Below are 21974 nucleotides of genomic sequence, written 5' to 3'. Positions count from 1 at the left end.
CGCTACTCGGCGACGGCCGCGGCCCGGTAGCGCCAGAACGCGGGCAGCAGTGCGACGGCGATCGCGATGAACACGATCACCAGCACGCCGCCACCGCTCGCGGCGGCGGCCGTGCCGACCGCGGCCGCGGTCCAGCCGTGCGTCAGGTCGGCCAGCCGCGGCCCGCCCGCGACGACCACCGTGAACGCGCCCTGCATCCGGCCGCGCATCTCGTCGGTCGCGGCCATCACCAGGATCGCCTGCCGGTAGATCGCGCTGACCATGTCCGCCGCGCCGGCCAGGCACAGGAACACGACCGCCAGCCACAACGAGTTGGACAGCCCGAAGCCGATCACCGCCGCACCCCACGCGCAGATCGCGATCGTCACCGCGACACCCTGCCTGCGCACCCGGCCGAGCCAGCCGGAGAACAGGCCGATGACCACCGAGCCGATCGGGATCGCGGCGTACAGCCAGCCCAGGGCGAGGCCACCGCCGGGCGGGTCGCCGAAGGTCCGCTCCGCCATCTCCGGGAACAGGGCCCGCGGCATGCCGGCGACCATCGCGATGATGTCCACCACGAACGACGCGAGCAGCACCTTCTGGGTGCCCATGTAGCGGAAGCCGTCGAGGACGTCGCGCAGCCCGGCGGCCCGGACGGTGCCCGACAGCGGCGGCAGCGAAGGCAGCCGCCAGACCGCGTACAGAGCGATGACCAGGGCGATCGTGTCGATCAGGTACAGCGTCGGCAGCCCGAGCACCGGCATCAGGGCGCCCGCCGCCATCGGGCCGAACACCATGCCGAACGTGTTCACGGTGCCCGACAGCGCGGCGGCCGCCGGCAGCAGTTCCGGCTCGATCAGCCGGGCCACGATGGCGCTGCGGGTCGGCATGTTCACCGCGAAGCAGGCCTGGTTGAACGCGAGCAGCACGAACACCAGCCACACCGAGCCGACGTCGAAGAACGCCTGCGCCCACAACAGGGCCGAGACGACGGCGATGCCCGCGTTGCCGACGATCAGCAGCTTGCGCCGGTCGACGGTGTCGGCGATCGCTCCGCCCCACAGGCCGAACACGAGCAGCGGCACCAGCGCGACGATGCCCGTCAGTCCGACGTACGCGGACGACCCGGTGAGGTCGAAGACCTGCTTCGGCACGGCGACGGTGGTGAGCTGGCTGCCGATCGCGGTGATCGCGGTGCCGGTGAACAGGCGGCGGAATGCGGGCGTCCGCAGCGGCCGCACGTCGACGACGACGGACCTCAGGAGTTTGCGCTTCTTACCCCGTTGCGACCCGGCCTCGACACTCACAACCGGCCAGTTTAGCCGTGCTAACTAACCAGGTCGCGGTGATTTAGCTCGCCCGGGCGCAGAAACCCGCGCAGCGGGAACGTCCGCAGAACGGCTAAGGAGCGACGCGCTCGATGCGCCAGCCGTCATTTCCGCGCACGTACCGCAGCCGGTCGTGCAACCGGTTCTGCTGGCCCTGCCAGAACTCGACGATCTCGGGCCGGATGCGCCACCCGCCCCAGTGCGGCGGCAGCGGCACCTCCTCGACATCGCCGAAGCGGCGCTCGATCGACGACAGGGCGACGTCCAGGTCGCGTCGCCCGGAGACGACCTTCGACTGCGGCGAGGCCCACGCGCCGAGCTGCGAGCCGCGGGGCCGCTGCTTCCAGTACTCGGCCGTCTCGCGCACGTCGACCTTCTCGACCTCGCCGCGCACGGTCACCTGCCGCTGCAGCGCGTACCAGGGGAAGGTCGCCGACGCGTACCGGGTGACGGTCAGGTCGTGGCTCTTCTTCGAGGTGTAGTTCGTGTAGAACACGACGCCGCGCTCGTCGAGGCCCTTGCAGAGCACGGTGCGGGAGGACGGGCGGCCCTCGGCGTCGGCGGTGGCCAGGACCATGGCGTTGGGCTCGGCGACCCCAGCCGCGATGGCGTGGTTCAGCCAGTCCTGCAACTGCTCGGTCCAGCTGGCGGCCAGATCGGCCTCGTCCAGCGCCTCACCGTCATAGGCCACCCGCATGCCGGGAAGGCGTACCGCAACGTCGTCGATGTTCTCGACCTCTGGCATGTGCCAACCTCCGACCCGCTTACTCACCCGTAACAGCCCACGTTAAGGCCTGTGCGGCCGCTCCGAAAGCCAGCGAACGGTGACACCTGCCACGGCTCAGCGCCCGGGCCGGCGGGTCCGGAGTGATCACCGCGTCCGGCGCGGGGCAGGGGTCGCAGCCCGCCGGAAACACAGATTTTCCGCCCGAACGGCCCCCACGACTGAATCGTTCTCGTAATCGTGACCGAAACCACCGCTTTCTTCGATTGCTACCGGCCGGTCCGAGGGGCATGGTGTGGGCACCGTGCGACGGGGCGCCCCGAGCGCGCCACGCGCGTAACAGACTCCTGTCGGGGAATTGCGCAGCGAAAGGTTTCTCCCAGTGACTACCTCAGCGCCCGTTGCGAACAACACAGAACCGGACGACGGGTTCAAACCCGGTCTCGAAGGCGTCGTCGCCTTCCGCACCCAGATCGCCGAGCCGGACCGCAACGGCGGCGCGCTGCGCTACCGGGGCGTGGACATCGAGGACCTGGCCGGCAAGGTCAGCTTCGGCGACGTGTGGGGCCTGCTGGTCGACGGCAGGTTCGGCAACGGGCTGGCGCCCGCCGAGCCGTTCCCGATCCCCGTGCACACCGGCGACGTCCGGGTCGACGCGCAGGCCGCGCTCGCGATGGTCGCGCCGATCTGGGGTTTCCGGCCGCTGCTGGACATCAGCGACGAGGAGGCCCGGGACAACCTGGCGCGCGCGTCGGTGATGGCCCTGTCCTACGTGGCTCAGTCCGCACGCGGGACCGCGTTGCCCGCAGTGCCGCAGTCCCGGGTCGACGAGGCGCAGACGATCACCGAGCGGTTCATGGTCCGCTGGCGCGGCGAACCGGACCCGGCGCACGTCAAGGCGGTCGACGCGTACTGGGTGTCCGCGGCGGAGCACGGCCTGAACGCCTCGACGTTCACGGCGCGGGTCATCGCCTCGACCGGTGCGGACGTCGCGGCTTCCTTGTCCGGCGCGATCGGCGCGATGTCCGGCCCGCTGCACGGCGGCGCACCGGCGCGGGTGCTGCCGATGATCGAGGCGGTCGAGAAGGAGGGCGACGCGCGCAAGGTCGTCAAGGGGATCCTGGACCGCAAGGAGCGCCTGATGGGCTTCGGGCACCGCGTGTACCGGGCCGAGGACCCGCGGGCGCGCGTGCTGCGCCGGACGTGCCGCGAGCTGGGCGCGGAGCGGTACGAGGTGGCCGAGGCGCTGGAGCAGGCCGCGCTGGCGGAGCTGCGGGAGCGCCGCCCGGACCGCGCGATCGAAACGAACGTCGAGTTCTGGGCGGCGGTCATCCTGGACTTCGCGCAGGTCCCGACGAGCATGATGCCGGCCATGTTCACCTCGGCGCGCACCGCGGGCTGGGCGGCGCACATCCTGGAGCAGAAGCAGACCGGCCGGCTGGTCCGCCCCTCCGCGAGCTACGTCGGGCCGGGCCCGCGGTCCCCGGAGGAGGTCGAGGGCTGGCGGGCGGTCAAGCCGCTGTAGGTGGTTCGTCGAGGCCCCGGAACCGACGTGGTTCCGGGGCCTTTGTCGAAGCGAAGCGCACAGCGGGCCGGTGTCGCGCTCTCGTCGATCCCCGCGGAGCTGCTCGCACCGCGCGCGGCAGAATGACTCCATGCTGCCCAGCACCGAGTTCGCCCTGCTCCGCCGCCTGTCGCTCGCCCAGGCGGGCGGCCGAGCGCCGTCGATGGTGGCGGCGGTCGTCCGCGACGGCGAGGTGGCCTGGTGGGGTGCGCGCGGCACCGTGGACGGCGCCGCGCCCGACGACGACACCCAGTACCGGCTCGGGTCGATCACCAAGTCGCTCGTCGCCGCGCTCGTCATGCGCCTGCGCGACGAAGGCCGGCTCGACCTCAACGACCCGCTGGACAAGCACGTCCCGGGCACCAGCTTCGGGTCCTCGACCGTCGGGCAGCTGCTGTCGCACACCGGCGGCCTGACCTCGGAGTCGCCCGGCTCGTGGTGGGAGCGCAGCGAGGGCGGCGACTGGGCCTCCCTGGAAGCGAGCCTCGCCCAGGACGCCCTGAAGAACCGTCCGGGCAGCCGCTTCCACTACTCCAACGTCGGCTACGGCGTGCTCGGTGAGCTCGTCGCCCGCCACCGCGGCACGGACTGGCTCACCGCGCTGACCCGCGAGATCCTCGACCCGCTCGGCATGACCCGCACGACCGCGCACCCGCAGGGCCGGCACGCGCGCGGCTGGGCCGTGCACCCGTTCGCCGACCTGCTGCTGCCCGAACCCAGCCCGGACGCCGGCGCGATGGCGCCCGCCGGCCAGCTGTGGTCCACCGTCCGCGACCTGGCCCGCTGGACGGCGTTCATCGGCGGCGACACCGGCGACGTCCTCAGCGCGGACACGGTCGCGGAGATGCGCGCGGTCGCCACGGTCGACGACGCCGACGCGTGGACCGCCGGCTACGGCCTCGGCCTGCAACTCGTGCGCCACCAGGGCCGGCGGCTGGCCGGGCACACCGGGTCGATGCCCGGGTTCCTCGCTTGCACGCTCGTCGACGAGGGCACCGGCACCGGTGCGCTGACCTTCGCCAACACCACCTCCGGCCCGGCGATCCTGGGTCTGGCGGTCGACCTGATCTCCATCGCCGACGAACACGAGCCGAACCTGCCCGACGAGTGGCGGCCCGCCGACGTCGACCGAAGCCTGCTGCCCCTGACCGGCCTGTGGCACTGGGGCCCGACGCCCTACCACCTGCGGCTGATCCCGGACGGCATGCTGAGCCTCGCACCGGTCAACGGCACGGGCCGCGCGTCCCGCTTCCGCCCGGCCGGCGAGGACGAGTGGCTGGGCCTGGACGGCTACTACGCGGGCGAGACCCTGCGCGTCGGCCGCGACCCCGACGGCGCCCCCCGGCACCTCGACCTGGCCACGTTCATCTTCACGCGCACCCCCTACGACCCGGCCGCGCCCGTGCCCGGCGGCGTCGATCCGGAGGGCTGGCGTACCGCATAGTGGGAGCGCCACCGCCGTTACACGGCGGACACGCGACCTGCGAGACTGGGTCCATGACCGATGAGCTGACCATTCCGGCAGAACTGAAGCCCTCCGACGGGCGCTTCGGCTGCGGACCGTCCAAGGTCCGGGCGGAGCAGCTGGCGAACCTCGCGTCCGAGGGTGCGGCGTTCATGGGCACCTCCCACCGGCAGAAGCCGGTGAAGTCCCTGGTCGGACGGGTGCGCTCCGGTCTGTCCCAGCTCTTCGGCCTGCCCGAGGGCTACGAGGTCGTGCTCGGCAACGGCGGCACCACCGCGTTCTGGGACGCGGCGGCGTTCGGCCTGGTCGACCAGCGCGCGCAGCACTTCACCTACGGCGAGTTCTCGTCGAAGTTCGCCAAGGTGACCTCGGACGCTCCCTTCCTCGGCGACTCGATCGTCGTCAAGGCCGAGCCGGGCAGCGCCCCGGAGATCGCCTACGAGCAGGGCGCGGACCTGGTCGGCTGGGCGCACAACGAGACCTCGACGGGTGTCGCGGTGCCGGTGCGCCGTCCCGAGGGCAGCGAGGGCGCGCTCGTCGCGATCGACGCCACGTCGGGCGCCGGCGGCCTGCCGGTCAAGGCCGAGGACTTCGACGTCTACTACTTCGCGCCGCAGAAGTGCTTCGCCTCCGACGGTGGCCTGTGGCTGGCGCTGATGTCGCCGACGGCGATCGAGCGGGTCGAGAAGATCGGCGCGAGCGGCCGGTGGATCCCCGAGTTCCTGTCGCTGACCACGGCGCTGGACAACTCGCGCAAGGACCAGACGTACAACACCCCGGCGGTGGCGACGCTGTTCCTGCTGGCCGACCAGATCGAGTGGATGCTGGCCAACGGCGGCCTCGACTGGACGGTCGCGCGCACCAAGGACTCCTCGACGCGGCTGTACGAGTGGGCCGAGGAGACCAGCTACACGGTGCCGTTCGTCAAGGACCCGGCGCTGCGCTCGCAGGTCGTCGGCACGATCGACTTCGTCGACGAGATCGACGCCGCGAAGGTGGCGAAGGTGCTGCGCGCGAACGGCATCGTCGACGTCGAGCCGTACCGGAAGCTGGGCCGCAACCAGCTACGCGTCGGCATGTTCCCCGCGATCGAGCCGGGCGACGTCACGGCGCTGACCAGCTGCATCGAGTGGGTCGTCGAGCGGATGGGCGACTAGTCCCAGCGCGAGGAGCAGCAGCACGCCGGCGAGGACGTAGCTCTCGGCGAGCGGCCAGACGCCGCGGTGGTCCCACAGCGGGCTGATCACGAACACGACTGTCGCGAGGGCGGCGGTTCCGAGCACGAGCGGCCGGAACCGCCGCCCTCGCCACGCCAGCACCCCGATCACCGGCGCCGCCCACACCCAGTGGTGGGTCCACGACACCGGTGAGACGAGCAGGGCGCCGAGTGCGCAGGCCAGCAGCGCCACCACCGCGTCCGCGCGGCGCATCACCAGCACCGTGAGGACGAGGGTGACGGCCACGGCGATCAACCACGCCCAGGTGGGCGCGCCGAGCCGGGCGAGGAGACCGTGCAGCGACTGGTTGCCGATGTAACCGGGGTCGCCGACGCGTTCGCCCTGGAACACGAGCTTCGTCCAGTAGGTCACGGAGGCCCGCGGGGCCAGCGCCCACGCGAGGAGCGCGCAACCGGCGAAGGTGGCCACGGCCCGCGCGGCGGCGCGGAAGTCCTTGCGCAGCAGGAAGAACAGCACGAACGCGGCGGGCGTCAGCTTGACCGCGGCGGCGAGCCCGATCAGGACGCCGCGACGGCGGACCGGGCCCAGCGCGTCGACCGCGACGAGCAGCATCAGCAGCAGGTTGACCTGACCGAAGCCGAGCGTGGCCCGCACCGGTTCGCTGAACAACGCGACCGCCTGCACCACCAGCGCGAGGCCGCCGAACACGTGCAACCGCCGGTCGTAGCGCGCGAAGCACAACGCGAGAACCGCGCCGAGCGCGAGCACCGACACGACGGTGATCCCGACGAGTGCGACATCGGGCGGTATCACCAGCAACGGCGCGAAAACGAACGCGGCGAACGGCGGATAGGTGAACGGCAGCAGCGTTCCGTCTCGGGTGGGTGGCAATACCCCGTACGGGTCACCGCGGTCGAAGAACGCCTGCGCACCGAGCCGGTAGACGTCCAGATCCAGGCCGTCCAACCGTTTCCAGGCCAGCAGAATCCCGACCAGCACCACTTCGATCGCCACTCCCGTGGCCAGAACCCTCCGCCCCACCGCGCAATCCTGGCGGAGACGGTCACAGCCGGGCTTTCCGGGTGGCCGAACGGGCGAAATTCTTGCAAGATCAACAGCAAGTGGCGAAAAGTGTCGGCGCGCCTGCCCCGTCAAGCGGACGCGCCGACCTACCGTGAGCACCCTAAGAGGTGAAGCCAGGAGGAGGCAGCGGATGCGGACGCTGAGGGTGGTCGGGCTGCACGAGGACGGTAAGTCCATCGTGTGCGAAGACCCGGCGCGGCGCGAGCGTTTCCTCCTGCCCGCCGATGAGAAGCTGCGCGCGGCCGTGCGGGGCGACGTCCCCCGGCTCGGGCAGATCGAAATCGAGACGGAGAGCCAGATGCGACCACGCGAGATCCAGGCCCGCATCCGGGCCGGCGAGTCGGTGCAGCAGGTCGCGGACGCGGCGGGGGCCACGGTGGAGCGGGTCGAGCGGTTCGCCTACCCGGTGCTGCTCGAGCGGTCGCGGACCGCGGAGCTGGCCCAGTCGGCGCACCCGGTCCGCGAGGACGGCCCGGACGTCCGGACGCTGGGCGAGGTGGTGGCGTTCGCGTTCGGCGTGCGGGGGCAGGACTACTCGCAGGCGGAGTGGGACGCCTGGCGCGGCGACGACGGACGGTGGATCGTGGCGCTGCGGTGGACCGCGGGCCGCTCCGACAACGCCGCGCACTGGCAGTTCTCGGCCGGCGCGCACGGTGGAACGGTCACGGCGCTGGACGAGCACGCCGAGGACCTGCTGGACCCGCAGCGCACGCCCCGGACCCTGCGGGCCGTGGGAGCCGAAGCCGAGCCGGCGGTGGTCACCCCGGAGCCGGCGGCGGAGCCCGCCGCGGAGGACGCGCAGCCGACGCTGGACATCGACGCCCACCCCGACCCCGCGGCCGCGAAACCCAAACCGAAGACGAAGAAAAACCACCCGGCCGTCCCGGCGTGGGAAGACGTGCTGCTGGGCGTCCGCAGCCAACGCGGGTAGCGGCGCGGCGCGGGCAGCAGCGGCGGCGCGGGCAGCAGCGGCGGGTAGCGGCGCGGGGCGGGTGGCGGCGCGCGGCGGAGGTAGCAGCGCGCGGCGGAGGTAGCAGCGGCGGGTTGCGGCTCGGGCGGGTAGCGGCACGCCGCGCAGGTAGCAGCCGCCCGCCGCGCGGGTAGTAGCGCGCGTAGCAGCGGCGGCGCGCGGCGGGTAGCAGCGCGGCGCGGGTAGCAGCGCCCGCGGCACCAGGAGCAACGCCCGCGGCATTGGTAGCAGCGGCGGCGCCGGTAGCCGCGCGCACGGAACGCCAATAGCGGCGCGCAGAGCGCCGGACCGCCAGTAGCAGCGCGCGCGGCGCCGGTAGCGGCGCCGCGCTGCTGCGGCGGGTAGCGGCGCGGGGCGGGTAGCAGCCGGCCGCCGCGCGGGTAGCAGCGCGCGGCACCAGGAGCAACGCCCGCGGCTTTGGTGGCAGCGGCGGCGCCGGTAGCACCCGCGCGGAGCGCCGGTAGCAGCGGCGGCACCAGGAGCAACGTCCGCGGCACCAGTAGCGGCGCGCCGAGCGCCAGGAGCGGGGCGCGGCGCGGGCGGCAGCTGCCTCTGATCGCGCGGGAAGTACCGGTCGCGCGGGAGCGGTGCGTCAGCGCCGTGCCCTCAATCGGAGCCGGGTTGCCATCCCGGGGCCTGCCCGTGCGACGAGGACGTCTTTCGACGCTTCCCCGCCCGCCGCCCGAACCGCCGCGGCACCGGCCCCACATCGGACCTCCGCCCCGGTACCAGCGAAGCGTGCCGCTGCCCCGGCCCGGCCCCCTGCCGGCCGGCGAGCCAGTCCGCCACCAGCCCCGTCCCCGCCGCGTAGACGCCCTTGTGCGCGAGGTCGATCACCAGCTCACCCCGCGGCCAGGTCCACGGCGGCGCCCCGACGCCGGTCGCGTTCTCCAGGGTCTGGTCGTTGGTCAACCGCACCACCCAGAACATCGCCGACGCCCACGGGCCCCGCAGGCCGGCCGTCGCCATCACGCCGCGGAGCGTGCCGAGCAGCGCACCCTGCCCGAAGTGCATCGCGAGGTTCACCGAGCGGCGCCGTCGATCCGGCAGGCCGGTCAGCCGCTCCAGCGTCCGGGCCGGCACGTGCGAGTCCGGCCGGCCCGTCCAGCGCTGCTCGGTCTTCTCCACGACCGTCATCACCGCCGCGCCCGCCAATCCGGCGACCGCTCCCTGCACCGCAGCCCGACCCCACATGACGGCACGGCTACCCGCCCGGCGCGCGTCGAATCGCCGGGACGGGGTACTGCCACGGGGTGAAACCACGCCGCATCCTGGAAGCCGCCGAGTCGCTTCGCGCGCTCGACCCCGCCACGACCGCCGTCGCCCGCGGGTTGCGCAAGGTCGTCGGCCACGGCGCCGCCGATCGCCTGCTGCGCGGCGCCTGGCTCGGCCACCCCGTGCACCCCCTGCTGGTCACGCTCCCGATCGGGGCCTGGACCTCCGCCGCCGTGCTCGACCTGACCGGCCAGCCCGCGACCGCCCGCCGCCTGGTCACGATCGGCCTGGCCGCGACACCGCCCACGGTCCTGACCGGGCTGGCCGAGTTCTCCGGTCTCGACGCCGAACAACGCCGCGTCGGGGCGATCCACGCGCTCAGCAACACGGTCGCCGCGGGCTGCTTCCTCGCCGCCAACCGCTCCGGCCGCACCGCCGCCGCCCGCATGTGGGGCCTGGGCGGCCTGCTGGCACTCACCGCCGGCGGCGCGCTCGGCGGGCACCTGTCCTACGCGCAGGGCGCGGGCGTGCGCCGCTGGTCATCCCTGCACGCGGTCGGCGAGTGACTTCGGCGCCACGACGCGATACGCCTCCCGCACGACCGCCCGGACCTCGTCCCAGTCCACCGGCACGTCGAGGTACACCCCGAGCCACCCGCGATGCCCCACGTACGGCGGCCGGAAGAACCGGTCCGGCTCCGCGCCGGTCATCTCCTCCTGCACGCCCGGCGGGGCGGCGCACCAGAACCCCAGCCGGTCGTCGTGGTGGTGGTCGGCGTACATCACGAACGTCTTGCGACCCCGCACGAACCACGTCGGCTCGCCGTGGCTGAGCCGCTCGGTGACCTCCGGCAACGCCAGGCAGACCTCCCGCAGCGACTCGAGCGCGCCCATCAGAACACGACCGCCAGCACGCCGAACCAGGACAGCACGATCCCGGCGGCCGCGCCGAGGGCGACCCATCGGATGATCGGCAGCCGCCGGGCCAGCCACAGTGACGGCGCGATCCCGCCGGTGACCACGAGCGCCGCGACCAGGACCAGCCACCCGGTGGTCTCCGCGGCCAGCGCCACCGCCAGCGCCATCATCGCGACGATCACCACGGCCGCGACGAACCCCGCCACCACCAGACCGGTCGCCCACGGGGTCGGTTCGTCACCGACCCCCGCGAACAGCCGGTGCGGCGCCTCGACGGGCGGAGGCGGCGGGACGACCACCTGCTCGCCCGTCACCGGGTCGACGTAGTGCACCGGCGTGCCCATCACCCCGGCCACCCGCGACGCGAGCTGCTGCCCGCGCCGGGACACCACGGTCGCGGCCTCGTCCGGATCGTTCGCGGAACGCCGCAGCGCGGCAGCGACCTGCGCCCACTCGTGCAGCGCGTCGGCCAGATCCACGCCCAGCGCCAGGCTGTGGGGGTCGATTTCGCGCGTGTACACCTCGCCGTGCCCCTTGAGCACGGCGCGGTCGCCGCGGACCCGCAGTTCCACGCATGCACCTTTCCGGCCGGCCGCCCGCTACGTCGTCAATTTACCGCTGCGGACAGTTCGTAGAAGGCCACCGCCGCGGCCGTGGCCACATTGAGCGAGTCGACGCCTTCGGCCATCGGGATCCGGACGGCCACGTCGGCGCTCGCGAGCGCCTCGCCGGTCAGTCCAGGCCCCTCCGAACCGAGCAGCAGCGCCGTCCGGCCGCCGCGCGCGGCCAGCTCCCGCAACGTCACCGCGTCTGCCCGCGGGGTCAGCGCCGCCACCCGGAACCCGGCCGCCCGCACCCGCTCCAGGCCGGACGGCCACGGCGTCAGCTCCGCGAACGGCACCCGCAGCACGTTGCCCATCGACACCCGGACGCTGCGGCGGTACAGCGGATCGGCGCAGCCGGCCCCGAGCAGCACCGCGTCGACGCCGAGCGCGGCCGCGTTGCGGAACAGCGCGCCGATGTTCTCGTGGTCGCCCACGCCCTCGAGGATCGCGATCACCCGCGACCGCGCCAGGATCTCGTCGGCGTCCGGCTGCGGCGCCCGGTCGGCCACGGCGAGCACCCCGCGGTTGAGGTGGAAGCCGACGACCTTCGCCATCACCTCGGCCGACGTCACGTACGCCGGCACCGGCACCCCGGCCAGGTCGGGGCCGAGTTCGTCGATGCGCCGCGGCACGCCCAGCAGCGCCCGCGGTGGGTACGCTGAGGCGAGCAGCCGGCGCACCACCACGGTCCCCTCGGCGATCACCAGGCCGCGCCCCCCGGGACGGTCCGGTCGGCGGTCGGCCGTGGACAGGTCCCGGAAGTCGTCGAGCCGCGGATCACCCTCGTCTTCGGTTCGCACGATCTGCGCCACGGCATGAAGTCTGCGGCTCCGGGGTAGATCCTCCGCAGTCGGGGTGCGTGCTCCGAACGTCATGCGTACCACTGGCCCGAACGGAGCAGTGTGACGCGGAGTGCAGCACGTCACGGCGAGGCCACCGTTTTGGCCGATGACCGGCGGCGATCGTTGTGCGACCGTTGGCGGCCGGAAACACCACAGAAGCAGGGATGGCATGGGCAAGGAAGTGTCGGCGGACAGCTTCACCCCGCGGGACCGGGCGCGCTACCGGCACAAGCTCCAGCGCTGCCTGGACACCCTCGCCCGGATGCTGGCCGACGACGGGTTCTCGTTCCCGCGAAGACACATCGGGCTCGAGGTCGAACTGAACCTGGTGGACGACCGCCTGCGGCCGTCGATGTCCAACAGCGCCGTGCTGGAGTCCCTGGACCACGAATCCTTCACCACCGAGCTGTCGCAGCACAACATCGAGCTGAACGTGCCGCCGCGCCCGCTCGCCGGCCGGTCGGCGATCGAGCTGGAGGACGACCTCGTCGGCTACCTCGCCGACGCGGACTCGCACGCGAACGCGACCGGTTCGCGGCTGGCCGTGATCGGCATCCTGCCGACGCTGGCGGAAGACCACTTCGACCAGAAGTGGATCACCAACAACACCCGCTACACCCTGCTCAACGACCAGATCTTCGCCGCCCGCGGCGAGGACATCACGCTGTCGCTCGACGGCGCGGCGCTCGGCGGGCACAACCCGGAGCGCTTGCGCACCTACGCCGAGTCGATCCTCCCCGAGGCCGCGTGCACCTCCGTGCAGCTGCACGTCCAGGTGGCGCCCGAGGAGTTCGCCACGCACTGGAACGCCGCGCAGTGCCTGGCCGGCGTGCAGGTGGCCGTCGGCGCGAACTCCCCGTTCCTGCTGGGCAAGGCCCTGTGGCACGAGACGCGCATCCCGCTGTTCCTGCAGGCCACCGACACGCGACCGGAGGAGCTGCGCAACCAGGGTGTCCGGCCGCGGGTGTGGTTCGGCGAACGCTGGATCACCTCGATCTTCGACCTGTTCGAGGAGAACGTCCGCTACTTCCCCGGCCTGCTGCCCGAGACCGTGCGCGAGGACCCGCTGGACGCGCTGGAGGCCGGTCAGGCGCCGAAGCTGACCGAGCTCATGCTGCACAACGGCACCGTGTGGCGGTGGAACCGCCCGGTGTACGACGTGGTCGACGGCAAGCCGCACCTGCGCGTGGAGAACCGGGTCCTGCCGGCCGGGCCGACGGTGCTGGACATGATGGCCAACGCCGCGTTCTTCTACGGCGCGCAACGGGCGCTGGCCGAGGCAGAACGTCCACTGTGGACGCAGATGTCGTTCCAGGCGGCCGAGGAGAACCTCTACGCCGGTGCCCGCAACGGCTTCGACGCGCAGCTCTACTGGCCGGGCCAGGGCTGGGTGCCACCGGACGAGCTGGTGCTGCGCGTACTGCTGCCGCTCGCGGTCGACGGGCTGCGCAGCGCCGACGTGTCGGAGGCGGCGATCGACCGCTACCTCGGCGTCATCGAGCAGCGCTGCCTGACCCGCCGCAACGGGGCGTGGTGGCAGCGCGCGGTGGTGGCCGAGGCCGAGGAGAACGGGTCCGACCGCGAGTCGGCGCTGACCGCGATGCTGGGCCGCTACCTCGAGCTGAGCCGGAGCGGCGAGGCCGTGCACACCTGGCCCGTGGACCCTGCGTGATCACTGCGGCTCTGATCGGGTAGAACCATCCTTCTTAGGGTAGCCTAAGTGACAGATCTCGCTTACGCTGCCACTCATGGTGGCTCCCCTCGTGGTTGATCTCGATCTGGACCGGACCCCGTTCTCGACCACACTGAGGGAGTCGACACGCCGCGCCCACGACCGGGCGCACCACTCGCGGTACATGCGGGACCTGTTCAGCGGCGACCTCGACCTGCCGGAGTACGCCCGGCTGGCCGCCCAGTACTGGTTCATCTACGAGGCCATCGAGGGCGCGGCCGACGCGATGCGGCGCGACCCGGTCGGCGGGCGGTTCGTGTTCGACGAGCTGCGCCGGCTCCCCGCGCTGGCCGTCGACCTGGAATTCCTCTACGGCGAGCACTGGCGCGACCGCATCCGGCCGGTGCCCGCCACGGAGGACTACGCGCACCGCATCCGCTCGGTCGCCTTCGACTGGGCGGGCGGCTACGTCGCCCACCACTACACCCGCTACCTCGGCGACCTCGCCGGCGGGCAGGCCGTACGGAAACTGCTGGCCAAGGCGCACGGCGTCGAGGGGCCGGGCGCGTTGTTCTACCACTTCGACGACATCGACAACGTCCCCGCGTTCCGCAAGCGGTACAAGGCGCTCCTCGACGACACCCCGTGGACCGAGGCCGAGCGCGCCCGGATCGTCACCGAAACGCTGGTCGCGTTCGAGTTCAACATCGCGGTGCTCGACGACCTGACCCAGTGATCATCGGCACACCGCTGTTGACCTCGATCTAGCTGGAGATTGCAGGCTGGCGCCATGACCGGTTCCCGCAGTGCGGACAGCGGCTCCCCAGTTAGCTTCCCGCGCTCACGAGGACTAGGTTTTGAAACCGCAAGGGACTCTGCGTCGCACAAGAAGGAGGGCTGATGGCCCGCTACGAGCTTCCTGACCTCGACTACGACTACGGCGCGCTCGCTCCGCACATCTCGGGTGAGATCAACGAGCTGCACCACAGCAAGCACCACGCGACCTACGTCAAGGGCGCCAACGACACCCTGGACAAGCTCGCCGAGGCTCGGGACAAGGGCGACTTCGGCTCGATCGTCGGTCTCGAGACCACGCTGGCGTTCAACCTGGCCGGGCACGCCAACCACGTGGTGTGGTGGAAGATCCTCTCCCCCGAGGGCGGCGACAAGCCGACCGGCGAGCTCGCGTCCGCGATCGACGACGCGTTCGGCTCCTGGGACAAGTTCCAGGCGCAGTTCACCGCCGTCGCCACCACCATCCAGGGCAACGGCTGGGCCGCGCTGTCCTGGGACCCGGTGGGCAAGACGCTGATCACGCAGCAGCTGCGCGACCACCACAACAACCTGATCCTGCCGACCGTGCCGATCCTGCTGGTCGACGTGTGGGAGCACGCCTTCTACCTCGACTACAAGAACGTCAAGGCGGACTACGTCAAGGCGCTGTGGAACGTCTACAACTGGGGCGAGATCAGCAAGCGGTTCGACAACGCCGTCTCCGGCGGCAACGGCCTGCTCCTCTGACCTGGAGCGAGCCCCGAGGGGTCCTTCCGCGCGCCCGCGCGGACAGGGCCCTTCTTTTTTGGCTTGACCTCGACCACTGTGGAGGGTGCAGGCTGGCGCTCATGGATGTCGACGCGTACCTGGCCCGCATCGGGGCCGCCCGGCCCGCTGCCCCGACCGCGGACGCGCTCCGCGAGCTGCACGTGGCGCACCTGATGGCGGTGCCGTTCGAGAACCTCAGCGTTCACCTGCCCGAGCGAATCGTGCTCGACGAGGACGCGTTGTTCGACAAGATCGTGCGCGGGCGCCGCGGCGGCTTCTGCTACGAGCTCAACGGCCTGTTCGCGGCCCTGCTGCGGGAGCTGGGGTTCCCGGTAACGCTGCTGGGCGCGCGCGTGTTCGGCGGCGGGCGGTGGGGCGCGCCGTTCGACCACCTGGCCCTGCGGGTCGACCTGGACGAGCCGTGGCTGGCCGACGTCGGCTTCGGCCGCTTCGCCCGGCACCCGCTGCGGCTGAGCGCGTGCGAGCCGCAGGACGACGCCGAGGGCGAGTTCCTGGTGCTGGACTCGCCGGGGGGCGAGATCGAGGTCCGGCACAACGGCGAGCCGGCCTACCGGCTGGAGCCCCGGGCGCGGGAGCTGGCCGACTTCGTCCCGACCTGCTGGTGGCAGGCCACCTCGCCGGACTCGCACTTCACGCAGAACGTCGTGTGCACGATCTCGACGCCGTCCGGGCGGATCACCCTGGCCGGCGACAAGCTGATCGAAACGGTCGACGGCAAGCGGGCCGAGCGGGACCTGACCGCCGCGGAGAAGGTCGAGGCGTACCGGGTGCACTTCGGGATACACGTGAACGAAGCCCCGGTGCTGGGACACTTCCCGGCACCGGGGCTCCGCCCGTTCCCGAACTGACTGCCGCTCCCACCACGAAGCGGACAAGCGTTAGGTTAGCCTAACTTCACTGGGCTGCGCAAGGGGCGGGTCGCTCACCCGATCGTGCGGACGCCGTGGCGACGGTCTGCGCCGGCAACACGGCGATCGTCATCGGCCCATGGCGGCGAAGCTGTGCGGCAGTGGTTGCTCGTCATGCGGACGTAGGTGCGCGACGCCGGATGGCCGCCGACGAGAACCGTCGCGAGTTCCGGCGACCGACGCGCCGTCCCGGAGCCGTTTCACGCAGCTCAGCGGCCCGGAAGGGGATCACTGATCGAACTCGCCCGGTCACCGGATAGCGTTGCGCGCGTGAAGACGTCGACCGTGATCGCCATCGTGATCGGCGTGCTGCTGTCCTTCGCGTGCGTCGCCGGCGCGGCCGGCTACTGGTGGTCGCAGAGCAGCGCCGCGCCGCCGGCCGCACCGGGCCTGCCCGCCGTCTGGCCGAGCAGGGACGGGGAGCTGCCCCGCCGGGTTCCGATGCCCTCCGGCGAGATGCTCGCCGCCCTGCCCGCGGGCAGCTCGGGCCACGTGCTGTGCCAGGCCCTGTCCGAGCAGCGCTGGCAGGCCGTGCTCGGCGGCGCGACGCTCCGCGAGGTGCGCGGCGGCGGCTGCCACCTCGTGACCGGCAGCCTGGACGTCGTCCTCCGGCTCGACAACCTGCCCGCCACCCTGCGCTCGCCGCAGAGTCTGACCGTCTCCGGCCGCGCCGCCGAGGTGGAGACCAGCGGCGCGGTCAACGCGCGCCTCAACGTCCACCTGGTCGACGACGAACCCAACGGCGAGATCCACCCGTACCTGCGGGTCGACATCACGCGGTACGCGGTGACGCGCCCCGGTCTCGCGCTCGACGAGCTGGCGACGTCCATCGCGCGGGGGGTCATCGACGCCACCATGGCTCCGGGACCGGACCTGCCCGAGGCGAACCGCGACGGCACGATCGCGATGAAGGAGACCGAGCCGGTCGCGGGGTACGGCATCCTCGGCTCGCCGTGGCCGGTGGTGTCGTGGCAGCTGTGCACCCAGCTCGCGAAGACGCTGGGCACGAGCGTGTCGGCGGCGAAACCGAAGTTCGACGGCCGCTGCACGGTGCGCACGGTGCAGGCCGCGCTGAGCGACGACGTGACCCCGCGCGCCTACCCGGACACCGTCGCCGGACGTCCCGCCCTGGTCACCCCGGACGTCGTGGCCGTCAAGCTGGACGACGACACCAGCCAGGAGCTGTCCTTCACCGGGACGGGACGGGACCTCAGAGCGCTCGCCGAGTCCGTGCTGCCCGCTCTCCTCGGGCGCTGAGCACCCGCAGCCCGGCCAGCCGAGCCGGCCGCGTCATCCCGCCGCGCCGGGCGAGCACGATCGCGCAGGCCACGGCCGTGATCACGGAGATCACGCCGCCGATGTAGAACGGGGACCGGCCGCCGAAGGTGTCCGCCATCCAGCCGACCATCGGGCCGCCGATCGGGTTGCCGCCGATCAGCACCAGCACGTACAGCCCCATCACGCGGCCGCGCATCTCCGGCGAGACCGACGTCTGCACCAGCGCGTTGGCGGTGTTGAGGAACGTGATCGTGGCGAAGCCGAGCGGGATGAGCGCGATGCCGAAGGCCAGGTAGGTCGGCATGAACGCGGCCACGAACTCGACCGCGCCCAGGCTGAAGGCGGCGAGCAGCAGCAGCCGCACCCTCGGCTTGCCGCGGGCGCCCCGGCGGGCGGCCATGAGCGAACCGGTGAACGTGCCGACCGCGATCAGGGTGGACAGCAGGCCGTAGCCGTCGGCCTGGGTGCCGAACACGTTGCCCGCGACGATGGCCAGCGACGTGAAGAACGTGATGCCGAACGTGCTGACGAAGAACACCAGCACCATCAGCGACACCAGGTCGGAGCGGCCGCGCACGTAGGCCAGGCCCTCGCGCAGCTGTCCCTTGGCGCGCGCCACCGCGGGGCCGCGGAAGAGCTGGTCGGGGTTCATCAGCAGCAGGCCGGTGATGACGGCGAGCGTGCTGACCGCGTTGGCCAGGAACATCCAGCCGGTGCCGACCCAGGTGATCGCGAACCCGGCGATGGCGGGCCCGACGATGCGCGCCATGTTGAACACCGACGAGTTCAGGGCGACCGCGTTGCTGATCTGCTTGCGCCCCACCATCTCGGCGACGAACGACTGCCGCGCCGGCACGTCCAGCGAGCTGAAGATCCCGAGCACGAAGCACAGGACGTAGACCTGCCACAGGGTCACGATGCCGCCGACGTCGAGCAGCCCGAGGACCAGCGCCTGCACCCCGATGCCGCTCTGGATCGCGATGCAGAGCTTGCGCTTGTCGACGCGGTCGGCGAGCACGCCGGCCCACAGCGACAGCATCAGGGTCGGCAGGAACTGCAGCATCACCGCGATGCCGAGCGCCACCGGGTTGTTGCCGGACAGCTGGAAAACCAGCCAGTCCTGCGCGATGCGCTGCATCCAGGTGCCGATGTTCGAGATGACCTGGCCGGAGAAGAACAGGCGGTAGTTGCGCACCCGCAGGGACGCGAACATGCTCGCCTTCGGCTCGGGTTTGTGCTCCGGCTCGGTGGCCGCGCCGGTCGCCTGCTCGGTGGCGGCTTCGGCCTGCGCGGCCGGCGGCTGCCCGGGGGTCCGGCTGCGCACCCGGCCCGCGGGCGCGGTGCAGGACCGGTCCGCCGGAACGTTCTCGGCGGGAGGTGCCTGGCCTCGGGTAGCTGTGGTCGTCTGATCGGACTGTCTGTCAGTACCCGTGTTGGCCCGCACCGTTATTCGTTCCCCGCCATCCTGTCGATGATCTCGGCGGCGCGAGCGAGGACTTCCCGCTCGTCACCGCTCAGTTCTGCCAGCTTCCGGTCCAGCCAGGCCTCGCGCACCGAGATCGTTTCCCCGACGAACGCGCGACCCCGCTCGGTGAGGGCGACGATCGACTGCCGCCCGTCGGTGGGGTGCGGGCTCCGCTCGACGAACCCGAAATCCTCCAGCGCCGCGATGACCCTCGTCATCGACGGCGGCTGGACACCTTCCCTGGCCGCCAGCCTGCCCGGCGTGAGCGGCCCGCATTTGTGCAGTGTGGACAGTGCCGCCAGCTGCGTCAGCGAGACGTTCTCGTCGGTGCGCTGCGCCCGGAGCTTGCGGTTGAGCCGCACCACCGCGAGCCGCAACCGGCTCGCCAGGGCAGGCTCCCGCACATCGGACACATAGTTAGCATACCTCACGATCGGCGGGACGACCGGGTGAAATCGATCGCACCTACCGCCGCGCCAGCCAGGTGACCGTCACGCCGTTGCCGAAGGACCGGCGGTCGGTGACCTGGAACCGGGTGGGATCGAACTCGCCGTCGACCACCGGGATCCCCGCACCGGCGACCACCGGATAGCTCTTGATCACCAGCCGGTCGATCTCGGGCCAGACCTCGCCGGCCAGCCGTCCGCCGCCGCACAACCAGATGTCCTGGCCGTCCTCCTCCTTGAGCGAGCGCACCAGACCGAGCGGATCGCCGCCGACCACCGTCACCGCCGGATCCGGTCCGGGTCCGAGCGTGCTGGACACGACGTACTGGCGCAGGTGCGCGTACGGGCTGGTGATCCCCTCGTCCAGGGCGGGACGGTAGGTGCCGAGCCCCATCACGACCGTGTCGAAGCTCCGGTTGGGAGCTCCGGTGATCCCGAGCGCGGACCGGAAGGACGTCGGGAGGGTCTCCGGGTAGCGCTCGGTCATCCACCCGACGTACTCGGCGGCTTGTTCCTCGTCGCCCTGCGGGTAGAAGTCGAACTCACCGCCCGGGCCGGCGATCCGGCCGTCGATGCTCACGCCGACGTAGTAGACCAGTTCTCGCATAACCACTCCTTCTGAAGTACTATGTCCGTAGTGGTTCGAAGGTTAGTACTACAGATGGAGTGGTGTCAACCATGCGCAAGAACACCGAACGCCGGACCGCTCTGGTCGACGCGGCGATCGAAGTCCTGGCCGGAGAAGGGGCCCGCGGCCTCACCTTCCGCGCCGTCGACGCCAAGGCCGGCGTGCCCACCGGCACGGCCTCGAACTACTTCGCCAACCGCGACGACCTGCTGTACCAGGCCGGGGAGCGGGTGTACGAACGGCTCCAGCCCGACGACGCGACGATCGCCCGTCAGCTGTCGGCCGAGCCGGACCGGGAGACCTACACCCAGCTGATGCGCGAGCTGGTGAGCCGGATCAGCGCGTTCCGCAGCGGCTACCTCGCGCTGCTCGAGCTACGCCTGGAGGCCACCCGGCGACCGCGGCTGCGCGAGGTGCTGACCGAACGCGTGCGCGCCGACGTCGCGGCCAACGTGGCCTACCACGAGTCGTCCGGCCTGCCCGGCGACGCGATGGCCGTGCGCCTGCTGTTCCTGGCCCTCAACTGGCTGATCGTCGAGCAGCTCACCCTGCCCGACGTCTTCTCCGAGGCCGAGCGCGACGAGCTGGTCACCGCCGCCGTCGAGCGACTCGTGGCTCAGCCGAGCGCCTCCTGGATCGGGCCGACCGCGAAGTAGGCCACGAACGCCACCGCGATCACCCACAGCAGCGGGTGCACCTTCCGCGCCCCGCCGGTCACGATCTGGATGGCCACGTAGGTGATGAACCCGGCGCCGATCCCGTTGGTGATCGAGTACGTGAACGGCATGACCACGATCGTCAGGAACGCGGGCAGCGCGATCCGGAAGTCGGTGAAGTCGATCTCGCGCACCTGGCTGATCATCAGCGCGCCGACGATCACCAGCGCGGGCGCCGCGGCCTCGACGGGGATTACCTCGTACAGCGGGGTGAAGAACATCGCGGCGATGAACAGCAGCCCGGTGACCACGTTGGCCAGCCCGGTGCGCGCGCCCTCGGCGATGCCGGACGCCGACTCGACGAACACGGTGTTCGAACTCGACGAGGCGACGCCGCCGGCCACCGCACCCAGGCTGTCCACGAACAGCGCCTTGCCGGTGTTGGGCAACTCGCCCTTCTCGTTCAGCAGGCCGCCCTCCTTGCCGAGGCCGGTCATCGTCCCAATCGTGTCGAAGAAGTCGGTCAGGATGAGCGTGAACACGAGCAGCGCCGCGGTGATCGCGGGCACCTGCACCCACGCGTCGAAGTTGACCCGGCCCAGCAGGGACAGGTCCGGCAGCCCGGCGACCTTGTCCGGCAGCGCCGGGTAGCCCAGGTTCCAGCCCTTCGGGTTGGTGCCGTTGGACGGGCCGGCCTTGACGATCGACTCCAGGACGATCGCGATCACGGTGGTCACCAGGACGCCGATCAGGATTCCGCCGCGCACCCGCTTCGCCACCAGGATGCCGGTGATCAGGAGCCCGATGACGAACACCAGGGTCGGCCAGCTCGAGATCGAGCCGCCGATGCCGAGGCCGACCGGCACGGTCGTGTTCGCCGCGTCCGGGATGCGCCGCACGAAACCGGCGTCGACCAGGCCGATCAGCGTGATGAACAGGCCGATCCCGACCGCGATCGCCGCCTTGAGCGGGGCGGGCACGGCCCGGAACACGATCGTCCGCACACCGGTCAGCACCAGGACGAGGATGATCAGGCCGTTGAGCAGCACCAGCCCCATCGCCGCCGGCCAGCTCATCCGCGGCGCCATGGTGACCGCGAGCATCGAGTTGATCCCCAGGCCGGTGGCCATCGCGAACGGGTAGTTCGCCACGAGACCCATCAGGATCGTCATCACGCCGGCGACCAGCGCGGTCACCGCCGCCACCTGCGGGACCGGCAGGATGTTGCCGAACAGGTCCTTGTGCGCGCCGGCGTCCTGCGTCGAGAAGCTGCCGATGATCAGCGGGTTGAGCACCACGATGTAGGCCATCGTGACGAACGTGACGAGCCCGCCGCGGACCTCGCGGCCGACGCTCGACCCGCGCTCACTGATCTTGAAGAACCGGTCGAGTCCGGTCCTGGCCGCAGCCTGGGTGCGGGTCCGGGTCTGCTGTTCCGTCATGCGTCCTGCCTCTGTCCGCTACCTCGCGGGTAGCCTTCCTGAC

22 protein-coding genes are annotated in these 21974 nt (G+C 71.7%); 11 read left to right on the top strand and 11 right to left on the bottom strand.

Annotation, left to right across the window (positions count from 1 at the left end; translation table 11 throughout):
• Positions 1–2: 2 nt before the first annotated feature.
• On the bottom strand, positions 3–1289 hold the full coding sequence (locus FB470_RS14835) for an MFS transporter (RefSeq protein ID WP_306992043.1): 1287 nt from the start codon (positions 1287–1289) through the stop codon (positions 3–5).
• 94 nt (positions 1290–1383) lie between these two features.
• On the bottom strand, positions 1384–2055 hold the full coding sequence (gene pdxH / locus FB470_RS14830) for a pyridoxamine 5'-phosphate oxidase (protein ID WP_306992042.1): 672 nt from the start codon (positions 2053–2055) through the stop codon (positions 1384–1386).
• 361 nt (positions 2056–2416) lie between these two features.
• Between pdxH and FB470_RS14825 the strand changes: the two genes are divergently transcribed.
• From FB470_RS14825 to serC, 3 genes are all read left to right on the top strand, one after another.
• Positions 2417–3559 (top strand): citrate synthase 2, encoded by a 1143-nt coding sequence (locus FB470_RS14825; RefSeq protein WP_306992040.1) that lies wholly within the window; start codon positions 2417–2419, stop codon positions 3557–3559.
• Positions 3560–3689: 130 nt separating this feature from the next.
• A complete protein-coding gene (locus FB470_RS14820; protein WP_306992039.1) occupies positions 3690–5042 on the top strand; it encodes a serine hydrolase domain-containing protein in 1353 nt (450 codons plus the stop codon).
• Between the two features lie 53 nt (positions 5043–5095).
• Positions 5096–6220 carry a phosphoserine transaminase gene (gene serC, locus FB470_RS14815; protein WP_306992037.1) on the top strand — a complete coding sequence of 375 codons (1125 nt, stop codon included), beginning with the start codon at positions 5096–5098 and terminating at the stop codon, positions 6218–6220.
• Here serC and FB470_RS14810 read toward each other — a convergent pair.
• A complete protein-coding gene (locus tag FB470_RS14810) occupies positions 6128–7282 on the bottom strand; it encodes a glycosyltransferase 87 family protein (RefSeq protein ID WP_306992035.1) in 1155 nt (384 codons plus the stop codon). The two genes, serC and FB470_RS14810, sit on opposite strands and share 93 nt — an antisense overlap.
• 172 nt (positions 7283–7454) lie before the next feature.
• Between FB470_RS14810 and sepH the strand changes: the two genes are divergently transcribed.
• Complete coding sequence (gene sepH / locus FB470_RS14805; protein ID WP_306992033.1) at positions 7455–8255, top strand: septation protein SepH; 801 nt, start codon at positions 7455–7457, stop codon at positions 8253–8255.
• A gap of 645 nt (positions 8256–8900) precedes the next feature.
• Here sepH and FB470_RS14800 read toward each other — a convergent pair.
• Complete coding sequence (locus tag FB470_RS14800; protein WP_306992031.1) at positions 8901–9488, bottom strand: hypothetical protein; 588 nt, start codon at positions 9486–9488, stop codon at positions 8901–8903.
• 59 nt (positions 9489–9547) lie between these two features.
• Between FB470_RS14800 and FB470_RS14795 the strand changes: the two genes are divergently transcribed.
• Positions 9548–10075, top strand: a complete 528-nt coding sequence (locus FB470_RS14795) for a DUF2231 domain-containing protein (RefSeq protein WP_306992029.1) — start codon at positions 9548–9550, stop codon at positions 10073–10075.
• Here FB470_RS14795 and FB470_RS14790 read toward each other — a convergent pair.
• From FB470_RS14790 to FB470_RS14780, 3 genes are read right to left on the bottom strand one after another with little or no spacing between them, the layout of a single operon-like run.
• On the bottom strand, positions 10049–10402 hold the full coding sequence (locus tag FB470_RS14790; protein ID WP_306992027.1) for an MmcQ/YjbR family DNA-binding protein: 354 nt from the start codon (positions 10400–10402) through the stop codon (positions 10049–10051). The genes FB470_RS14795 and FB470_RS14790 overlap by 27 nt on opposite strands.
• Entirely contained in the window at positions 10402–10998 is a 597-nt protein-coding gene (locus FB470_RS14785; RefSeq protein ID WP_306992025.1) for a DUF2537 domain-containing protein, read from the bottom strand. Before FB470_RS14785 ends, FB470_RS14790 begins: the two co-directional genes overlap by 1 nt.
• Positions 10999–11033: 35 nt before the next feature.
• Entirely contained in the window at positions 11034–11843 is an 810-nt protein-coding gene (locus FB470_RS14780) for a TrmH family RNA methyltransferase (RefSeq protein ID WP_306992023.1), read from the bottom strand.
• 199 nt (positions 11844–12042) lie between these two features.
• On the opposite strand from FB470_RS14780, the gene FB470_RS14775 reads away from it, so the two are divergent.
• The 5 genes from FB470_RS14775 to FB470_RS14755 all read left to right on the top strand — a co-directional run bounded on the left by FB470_RS14775 (position 12043) and on the right by FB470_RS14755 (position 17273).
• Complete coding sequence (locus FB470_RS14775) at positions 12043–13545, top strand: glutamate--cysteine ligase family protein (protein ID WP_306992021.1); 1503 nt, start codon at positions 12043–12045, stop codon at positions 13543–13545.
• Positions 13546–13621: 76 nt separating this feature from the next.
• On the top strand, positions 13622–14281 hold the full coding sequence (locus tag FB470_RS14770) for a biliverdin-producing heme oxygenase (protein WP_306992019.1): 660 nt from the start codon (positions 13622–13624) through the stop codon (positions 14279–14281).
• A 164-nt stretch (positions 14282–14445) separates the two neighbouring features.
• Positions 14446–15066, top strand: a complete 621-nt coding sequence (locus FB470_RS14765) for a superoxide dismutase (RefSeq protein ID WP_306992018.1) — start codon at positions 14446–14448, stop codon at positions 15064–15066.
• 101 nt (positions 15067–15167) lie between these two features.
• Entirely contained in the window at positions 15168–15956 is a 789-nt protein-coding gene (locus FB470_RS14760) for an arylamine N-acetyltransferase family protein (protein ID WP_306992016.1), read from the top strand.
• Positions 15957–16286: 330 nt separating this feature from the next.
• Positions 16287–17273, top strand: a complete 987-nt coding sequence (locus FB470_RS14755) for a hypothetical protein (protein WP_306992014.1) — start codon at positions 16287–16289, stop codon at positions 17271–17273.
• Here the strand turns inward: FB470_RS14755 and FB470_RS14750 are convergent.
• From FB470_RS14750 to FB470_RS14740, 3 genes are all read right to left on the bottom strand, one after another.
• Positions 17227–18507, bottom strand: a complete 1281-nt coding sequence (locus FB470_RS14750) for an MFS transporter (RefSeq protein WP_306999277.1) — start codon at positions 18505–18507, stop codon at positions 17227–17229. The genes FB470_RS14755 and FB470_RS14750 overlap by 47 nt on opposite strands.
• A 233-nt stretch (positions 18508–18740) precedes the next feature.
• A complete protein-coding gene (locus tag FB470_RS14745; RefSeq protein WP_306999275.1) occupies positions 18741–19163 on the bottom strand; it encodes a MarR family winged helix-turn-helix transcriptional regulator in 423 nt (140 codons plus the stop codon).
• A 61-nt stretch (positions 19164–19224) separates the two neighbouring features.
• Complete coding sequence (locus tag FB470_RS14740) at positions 19225–19812, bottom strand: dihydrofolate reductase family protein (RefSeq protein WP_306992012.1); 588 nt, start codon at positions 19810–19812, stop codon at positions 19225–19227.
• A 71-nt stretch (positions 19813–19883) separates the two neighbouring features.
• Here FB470_RS14740 and FB470_RS14735 point away from each other — a divergent pair, with 71 nt between their 5' ends.
• Positions 19884–20489 (top strand): TetR/AcrR family transcriptional regulator, encoded by a 606-nt coding sequence (locus FB470_RS14735; protein ID WP_306992010.1) that lies wholly within the window; start codon positions 19884–19886, stop codon positions 20487–20489.
• Here FB470_RS14735 and FB470_RS14730 read toward each other — a convergent pair.
• Positions 20450–21931, bottom strand: a complete 1482-nt coding sequence (locus tag FB470_RS14730) for an NCS2 family permease (protein WP_306992008.1) — start codon at positions 21929–21931, stop codon at positions 20450–20452. The two genes, FB470_RS14735 and FB470_RS14730, sit on opposite strands and share 40 nt — an antisense overlap.
• Between the last annotated feature and the right edge of the window lie 43 nt (positions 21932–21974).

The organism is Amycolatopsis thermophila, from assembly GCF_030814215.1.
In the GTDB taxonomy this organism is placed as follows: domain Bacteria; phylum Actinomycetota; class Actinomycetes; order Mycobacteriales; family Pseudonocardiaceae; genus Amycolatopsis_E; species Amycolatopsis_E thermophila.
This window is presented reverse-complemented; position numbering and strand designations above follow the sequence as displayed.